This window comes from Elstera litoralis (assembly GCF_000963705.1).
Lineage (GTDB): Bacteria > Pseudomonadota > Alphaproteobacteria > Elsterales > Elsteraceae > Elstera > Elstera litoralis.
On the sequence record NZ_LAJY01000189.1, the window covers coordinates 1 to 7,215 of the forward strand.

Sequence of the window (7,215 nt, forward strand, 5' to 3'; positions counted from 1 at the left end):
CTCGAAAAGCCTTTTGGTCGCGGTATCAATCTTCAAATCGAAGTGGAGGACTTAACCATCCTCACGGCGCGTTTATCAACGTCTCAGGTTCCGCTGTTTCAGGAAGCACAAACCGCCTGGTACCGCGAAAACGACATTGAGCACGGGCAAATGGAGTTGCTCGTACAAGACCCAGACGGCTATCTGCTACGCTTCGTTCAGCCACTCGGAACCCGCCCCGCGCGGGAAGAGCCCTAAGGTTCCTCCCCAATCGCCTCCAGCTTTTCCAAATCGGCATCGTCGAACAGATAGCGCGTGGAGCAGAACTCGCAGGTGGCTGAGACAACGCCATCGACGCGTAAGTGCTCGCGGTCTTCCACGGGCAACGACAGCAGCACGCGGGCGACGCGTCCACGCGAGCAGCGGCAACGGTCCAGCAGCCGGTGCGGCTCGCCGACGCGGGCATCTTCTTCCTCGTGGAACAGGCGGAACAGCAGATCGTCCGACGGCAACTGCGGATCGGTGAGTTCGATATCCGAGACGGTGCCGACCAGGGCCATCAGATGATCCCAGGCGTTATCATCGGCTTCCGCCGACTCGTCCTCGTCGGGCGCGTCTAGGAGAGTGCGGGCGTGGCCGCCCTCTTCTGGCAGGCGTTGCAGCAGCAGCGCCCCCGCGCGCCAGCCCTGGGCGGTGCGTTGGGCGGCGAGCTTCAGGCCCGTATCGATTTGTTCCGACTGGCGGAAATAATGCTGCACGCTGGCCGAAAGCCCGCCGGGTTGCAGTTCGACGATGCCCTGATAGCGCTCCATCTCCGCGCCCTGATCGACGGTAAAGGCCAGATAGCCTTTGCCCATCAAAGCGTCGATGCGCTCGGACGGCAGCACCGGGCCGGTCGGCAACTTGTCCTCATCGACCTGAGCATAGCCGCGCATATGGCCGCTATGGGTAACGTCGGCGACCAGCATACGCACGGCCCCGTCGCTTTTCGCTTGTAGGGTAAAGACGCCTTCGAACTTCAGCGCGCCCGCAAGGGCTGCCGCCACCGCCAGCGCTTCGCCCAAGAGCGCCGCAACGGGCTCCGGGTACGCATGGCGGGTGACGATCTCGTTGAAGCTCGGCCCTAAGCGGACGATCCGCCCGCGCACGGTGGCTTTTTCCAGAAAGAACGGCAGCGTTTGATCGTCGGCGATGCCCGGATCGTTCGCCGGGAGCGGATTACTCATGCCAAGCACCATGCCAGAATACCTTTTTGAACGTGCAGCCGGTTTTCGGCTTCGTCCCAGACTAAAGATTGCGGCCCATCGATCACGTCTTCGGTCACTTCCTCGCCGCGATGGGCGGGCAGGCAATGGAGAAACACCGCTTCCGATTTCGCGCAGGCCATGAGGCCGAGTCGACCGAATAGGGTGCGAGGAGATAATTGCGGTTGGCGACTTCTTGTCCCATCGACACCCACGTATCGGTGGTGACGAGATCCACACCCGAGACCGCCGCGCGCGCGTCGGTGGTCACGCGAATGCTCGCGCCTTCGGTTTTCGCCCAATCGAGCAAGGCTTGCTTCGGGGCGAGTGCACCGGGGGCGGCGATGCGCAGCTCGAACCCGAAGCGCGCGGCGGCATGCACCCACGAAATACACACGTTATTTGCATCGCCGATCCAGGCGACGGATTTACCCGCAATCGGGCCGCGATGCTCTTCGAAGGTCAGAATATCGGCCATCACCTGACACGGGTGGCCCATATCGGTGAGACCGTTGATGACCGGCACGGAACCGTGGGTCGCAAGATCGGTGAGCTTCTGGGCCGGGCCGGTGCGGATCATGATGGCGTCGACGTAGCGCGACAGGACTTTCGCCGTATCGGCCATCGTCTCGCCGCGCTTCAACTGCATCTCTTCCTGACGCAGCACGATGGTCTGCCCGCCAAGCTGCTTCATCGCCACTTCGAAAGAAACCCGCGTGCGGGTCGAGGCTTTCTCGAACAGCATCGCCAGGGTTTTGCCGCTAAGGCGGGGAGCCGTGCCCTTGCCCGCCTTAAGCTCGGCCTTCATCTGCGCCGAATCGGTGAGAATTTCCCGCAGGGTCGCTGCGGGAAGCTGATCGAGATCCAGAAAATGTTTAACGGTCATGGAATTACGCCTGCACTACCCAGGCACTGGCCACGGCTTTAACAGCCGCCAGCGCTTCTTGAATTTCCGCGTCGCCGATAGTGAGGGGCGGCAGCAGCCGCACCACATTATCGCCCGCCGCAACGGTTAGCAGCCCCTGCTCGCGCAGCCGGGTCTGCACTTCGCCGTTTGGCGCGACGCATCGCAGGCCCATCAGCAAACCTTCGCCGCGCACCTCGGCATAGACCGCCGGGTTTTCCGCGACGATCTTGACGAGGCCCTTGCGCAGCTTTTCCGCCGCCGCGACCACATGGGGCAGGAACCCCGGCTCCAGCAGCACGTCGAGCACGGCATTGCCCATCGCCATCGCCAGCGGATTGCCGCCGAAGGTGGTGCCATGAACGCCCGCCGTCATGCCCGAGGCCGCCCGTTCGGTGGCAAGGCACGCCCCGACCGGAAACCCGCCGCCGAGGCCCTTCGCCAAAGCCATCACATCCGGCGCGACATTCGCCCATTCATAAGCGAACAGCTTGCCGCTACGGCCCATGCCGCATTGGACTTCATCGAACAGCAGCAGCAGGCCGAATTCGTCGCAGACCTGGCGCAGGGCCTGCAAATACTCCGGCGCATTCGGGCGCACGCCGCCTTCGCCCTGCACGGGTTCAATCATGATCCCGGCGGTTTGCGGCGTGATCGCGGCGCGCAGCTCGTTGAGATTGCCGAACGCGACCTGATCGAAGCCATCGACCTTGGGGCCAAAACCCGCGAGGTATTTTTCCTGACCGCCCGCCGCAATCGTCGCCAGCGTGCGCCCATGAAAGGCACCCTGAATGCTAATCATCCGGTATTTTTCCGGATGGCCGTGGGCGGCGTGATACTTGCGGATCATCTTAATGCCGCACTCCAGCGCTTCTGCGCCGGAATTGCAGAAGAAAGTGGTATCGGCAAAGCTATTCGCCACCAGCCGGTCAGCTAGGCGGGTTTGTTCCGGAATCTCATAGAGGTTCGAAACGTGCCAGGGCTTCTCGGCGGCCGCCTTCAGGGCCGCGACCAGATGCGGATGCGCGTGGCCCAAAGCCGTCACCGCAATGCCGCTGGCAAAATCGAGGTATCGTCGCCCGTCCGAGCCGAACAGATAGGCCCCTTCGCCCTTCTCGAACGAAAGGTTGATCCTGCTAAACACGGGGAGCAGGCTCGGAATCACGGCGGAATCCTCCACACCTCAATCGCCCGAGACCGGCCACTCCGGCCCGGCGCGAAGAAAAAAGGGGAAGTATCGGGAGGGGGGTTCCTGCTGTCAATCGCGCCCGCAAAGGCAATCCCCGCGCGCCCCGCAGGGCTGCCCAGCAATTATGCGGTATTTCTTAGCTTTTTAAGCGATATCCGGTGCGAATCAGCGTGTAGGCCGCACAAGATAGGGCGAGGCACATTGCCGTCAGCACGATCATCCCCACGGTCAGATTGCCGTCGGCATGGCCGATGAAGCCGTAGCGGAACCCATCCAACATATAGAAGAACGGGTTGAGATGGGCCACGAACTGCCACGTCTCCGGCAGGCGCGTGACCGTATAGAAGGTGCCCGACAGAAAGGCGAGCGGCTGATGATGAAACTGGCAATCGCGTTCATATGGTCGAATTTCTCCGACCACAGCCCGCCGACCAGCCCCAGCAGCGACAGCATCGTACAGGCCGCCAACGCGTGAAACAGGATGAAGCCAATATGCTGCGGGGCGAGGCGCACGAAGGGCACCATCGCCAGCCCCGTGACCAGCCCGACGAGCAGGCCGCGCGTGATGCCGGCTGCCGTTAGCGCCAGCGTCACTTCGCCCGCCGACAACGGCGGCATCAGCAGATCGACAATATTCCCCTGCACTTTGGAGATGACCAGCGACGAAGAGGTATTGGCGAAAGCATTCTGCGTCATCGCCATCATCACGAGGCCCGGCGCGAGGAACTGACTATAGGGCACGCCATCGACAATCTCGGCCCCGCGCCCCAACGCCAGACTGAAAACCGCCAGAAACAGAAATGTCGTCACCACCGGGGCGGCGACGGTCTGGGTATAAACATTGAGAAACCGCCGCACTTCCTTAAGGTACAGGGTCCAGAGCCCGAGCCAGTTCACCCCCATCGGGGGGAGCGGCATCGGGGGTAGGGAGAACGAAGGATCGGACATGCGGGACGACTCTGAAACTGAAACCGGCGGCGATCCTACTCCCCGTTCCCGGCAGCGTCCACCAAGGCGGGAGCGCCCGATCAATGTCAGCGCCGAACGGCTCTGGGCCGTTAGCCTGCGCTATCTGCAACGTTTCTCCGCCTCGGTGGAGATGTTGCGCCGGGTGCTCGACCGCCGTTTGCACCCCGCGCTTGCCGCCGAGCTTATTTCCCCCGCCGAGGCCGAAGCCCGGCGGGAAGCGGTGCTGCAGCGCGCCGCGGCCCTGGGGTATCTCGACGATCAGCGCTTTACCGAAGGCCGCGTCGCGGCCCTGCTGCGGCAGGGCAAAAGCCCGCGCGTGATTGTCGAAACTTTGCGCGCCAAAGGCATTGCGCCCGCCAGCGTGACCGCCGTGCTCGCTGTCACCGCTTCAGAGGCAGAGGAGGATATTGCGCTAACCGCCGCCCGCGCCTTCGCCCGCCGCCGCCGCCTCGGCCCCTATCGCACCAAAGCCAGCGACGATCCGCGCCAGCACGATAAGGATTTGGCGACGCTGCTGCGCGCCGGGCACGGCTTCGGCATTTCGAAGCAAGTTTTGAATTATTACAAAGATAATGAAGATTATTTGACAGAAAATGACATGGATACTGATTGAATTATTTGAATTGAAGGTTATATTTCGAATCGAAAGATGCTTTGCATCCGCCCGAGGAGAGATCGGATGATAAATATTTTTATTCGATACTCAGCACTCTTTATTTTTTCACTCTTTTCCCCGGACGTTCGCCCCGCCGAACCGCTCGTTTGGGGCGTTACGAATATTGCGCCTTGGGGACCCAATCCGGCAACGCCCGATGCGCCGAGCATTAGCTCTGACATTATTCAGGAGCTTGCCCGCCGGACGGGCGAGCCGATGCAAATTTCGCCCCAGCCCTTCGCCCGCGTTCTCCAGGGGTTGCGCGACAATCGCTTAGCGATTGCAATTTCGTTCCGTGCCCCCGATGCCGAAGAGTATAGCGCGTACCCTGTCTGTCTTTTTGAGGTGCCAATTGTCGCCATCGCCCGGCGGGGCTTTACGGTGAATAGTCTGGCCGATTTAAGGCAGCTTCCCCAAGGTATCGGCACGATCCGAGGGGTCGCCTATGGCGACGGCTTCGACACGGATCCGGCCATTCTCAAATCGATTGAATCCGACTTTCCCCAAATGCTGCGCAAACTTTTGGCCGGACGTTTTGGATGGGGTGGCTGGATCGACCGTGATGCTGCTGCACCACGCCAAGTTAGAGGGTGCCGATACGATTCTCGGCGACCAGTTGCCGCTCGGCACAACCGAAGCCTGCCTTCAAGTGCCCAAATCCCGCGCTGAACTTCCCATCACGGCAAAGGTCGCCGCAGCCGCGCGCGCAATGGTCGCTGAAGGGCGGTTCGCCACGATTATCAGCCAATACGTCGGCCCAAGCTGGCAGTAGAGCTAAACCACCAAAACCGACAGCAGCGTCACCACGCCAAACAGCAACAGCAATGCCCCCGATAGGTGATGCAGCCAACGAAAATCGCGCTGCCCCAGCCAGCGCCGCAGCCCAATCCCAACCCCGACAAGCCCGCCCCACCACAGCCCGACGCCCAGCAGAATCCCCAGGATTACGGTTAGCGTCGCATCCAGGCTCATATCATGGCTCACGATGTCGGAGGCGGCGAGCAGCCCCGTGAAGGCAAAAATCGTCATCGGATTGGTGATGGTCAGCGCGAAGGACGCGCCGAAGGATTTCATCAGCGCCGCCTGCCCCGCATCCGTCATATCCCCCGACTGACTGCGCCAACTGCTAATGCCCATGCCCAGCAGCAGAAACCCGCCAACCAGCCGCAGCGGCGTTGAATATTCGGTCAGCACCGCCGCCACCGCCGCGACCCCGAAACAGGCGATAATGCCGAAAATCATATCGGCGGCCACCGCGCCCGCCGCACTGGCATACCCGTAGGCCGCCCCAATTTGCAGCGTGCGGCGCAGGCACAATACGGCCACCGGGCCGACCGGGGCCGAGACCGTAAGGCCGATCAAAATTCCTTTAAGGAGCAGCAACAGTTCCATGGGCAGAGACGAACCACAATCGGCGGCGCTGGACAAGGGGGGTGGCGCGCATCATCCCCCTCGCCGAAGCGGATCGGCTAACCCATATTAAGCGAGGACCGCACCTTGGGCGGCCCGGCGGAAGGAGCTTACATGAGCAAGAATGACAACCTGTGGGGAACGATCCGCACCAAGCTGATCGACCGCAAACAGGAATGGGCGAAAGAAGGCCGCCTCTTGACTGGCCAACGCGGCGACCCGCTGCGTCAACGCCTGCCGCCAGGGCAGCACGAGGTGAAAAACTGGCCCGTGCTGGATCTTGGCATTCAGCCACGCCTGTCGCCCGACGCCTGGGCGCTTCAAATCGATGGGCTGGTGAGCGCGCCGCAGGTCTGGAATTGGGCGCTGTTCCAAGCGCAGCCGCAGCAGAAATTCCTGTCGGATATTCACTGCGTCACGGCTTGGTCGCGCTTCGATAACCGCTGGGAGGGGGTTTCGGCCCGGCATCTGCTGGGGCTCGTTCAACCACTGCCGCAGGCGCGGCACGTTATGCTGTATAGTGCCGATGGCTATACGACCAATCTACGCCTGGATCATTTCGGCGCAAAAGATGTGCTGCTGGCCCATTCCTGGGAGGGCGAGCCGCTAACCCACGAACATGGCGGACCGGTGCGGCTGGTCGTGCCGAAATATTACTTCTGGAAATCCGCCAAATGGCTGACGCGGATCGAATTCCGCGCCGACGATAAACCCGGCTATTGGGAAAATCGCGGCTATCACAATGAGGGCGACCCCTGGAACGAGGATCGCTACGATCGGTAAAATTTGAGGCGCTAAACTTTAAGTGCGAGCGATTCGCAAATTCATCTTGCTAGTGCGAGTCATTCTCAATATCTTCAGCGGC

7 protein-coding genes and 2 pseudogenes are annotated in these 7,215 nt (G+C 61.6%); 4 read left to right on the plus strand and 5 right to left on the minus strand.

Going from position 1 to position 7,215, the window contains the following annotated elements:
• On the plus strand, positions 1-237 hold a 237-nt coding region (locus tag VZ95_RS25335; protein ID WP_045775431.1), incomplete at its 5' end, for a VOC family protein.
• Here the strand turns inward: VZ95_RS25335 and VZ95_RS08280 are convergent.
• The 4 genes and pseudogenes from VZ95_RS08280 to VZ95_RS08295 all read right to left on the minus strand — a co-directional run.
• Positions 234-1,205, minus strand: a complete 972-nt coding sequence (locus tag VZ95_RS08280) for an Hsp33 family molecular chaperone HslO (protein WP_045775434.1) — start codon at positions 1,203-1,205, stop codon at positions 234-236. The genes VZ95_RS25335 and VZ95_RS08280 overlap by 4 nt on opposite strands.
• A pseudogene (gene argF, locus VZ95_RS08285) lies at positions 1,202-2,109 on the minus strand (ornithine carbamoyltransferase). The gene VZ95_RS08280 and the pseudogene argF overlap by 4 nt, the downstream one beginning before the upstream one ends.
• 4 nt (positions 2,110-2,113) lie before the next feature.
• Entirely contained in the window at positions 2,114-3,307 is a 1,194-nt protein-coding gene (locus tag VZ95_RS08290; RefSeq protein WP_332308039.1) for an aspartate aminotransferase family protein, read from the minus strand.
• A gap of 322 nt (positions 3,308-3,629) precedes the next feature.
• Positions 3,630-4,264: pseudogene (locus tag VZ95_RS08295) on the minus strand (ABC transporter permease); the annotation flags it as partial.
• Between VZ95_RS08295 and VZ95_RS08300 the strand changes: the two are divergent.
• The gene (locus tag VZ95_RS08300) at positions 4,263-4,898 is read left to right on the plus strand and encodes a regulatory protein RecX (RefSeq protein WP_052711605.1); all 636 of its coding nucleotides are present in this window, start codon (positions 4,263-4,265) and stop codon (positions 4,896-4,898) included. The pseudogene VZ95_RS08295 and the gene VZ95_RS08300 sit on opposite strands and share 2 nt — an antisense overlap.
• Before the next feature lie 586 nt (positions 4,899-5,484).
• Positions 5,485-5,712, plus strand: coding sequence for a hypothetical protein (locus VZ95_RS08305; protein ID WP_156995172.1), 228 nt, complete (start codon positions 5,485-5,487; stop codon positions 5,710-5,712).
• Between the two features lie 2 nt (positions 5,713-5,714).
• Here VZ95_RS08305 and VZ95_RS08310 read toward each other — a convergent pair whose 3' ends face one another.
• Positions 5,715-6,323 (minus strand): LysE family translocator, encoded by a 609-nt coding sequence (locus VZ95_RS08310; protein ID WP_198148169.1) that lies wholly within the window; start codon positions 6,321-6,323, stop codon positions 5,715-5,717.
• 141 nt (positions 6,324-6,464) lie between these two features.
• Here VZ95_RS08310 and VZ95_RS08315 point away from each other — a divergent pair, with 141 nt between their 5' ends.
• Positions 6,465-7,133, plus strand: a complete 669-nt coding sequence (locus tag VZ95_RS08315; RefSeq protein WP_045775433.1) for a sulfite oxidase-like oxidoreductase — start codon at positions 6,465-6,467, stop codon at positions 7,131-7,133.
• Positions 7,134-7,215: the final 82 nt, after the last annotated feature.

Excerpts from the sequence above, each read along its gene's own strand:
- VZ95_RS08280 (WP_045775434.1), bottom strand. The coding sequence starts at position 1,205 with ATGAGTAATCCGCTCCCGGCGAACGATCCGGGCATCGCCGACGATCAA.
- VZ95_RS08300 (WP_052711605.1), top strand. The coding sequence starts at position 4,263 with ATGCGGGACGACTCTGAAACTGAAACCGGCGGCGATCCTACTCCCCGT.
- VZ95_RS08315 (WP_045775433.1), top strand. The coding sequence starts at position 6,465 with ATGAGCAAGAATGACAACCTGTGGGGAACGATCCGCACCAAGCTGATC.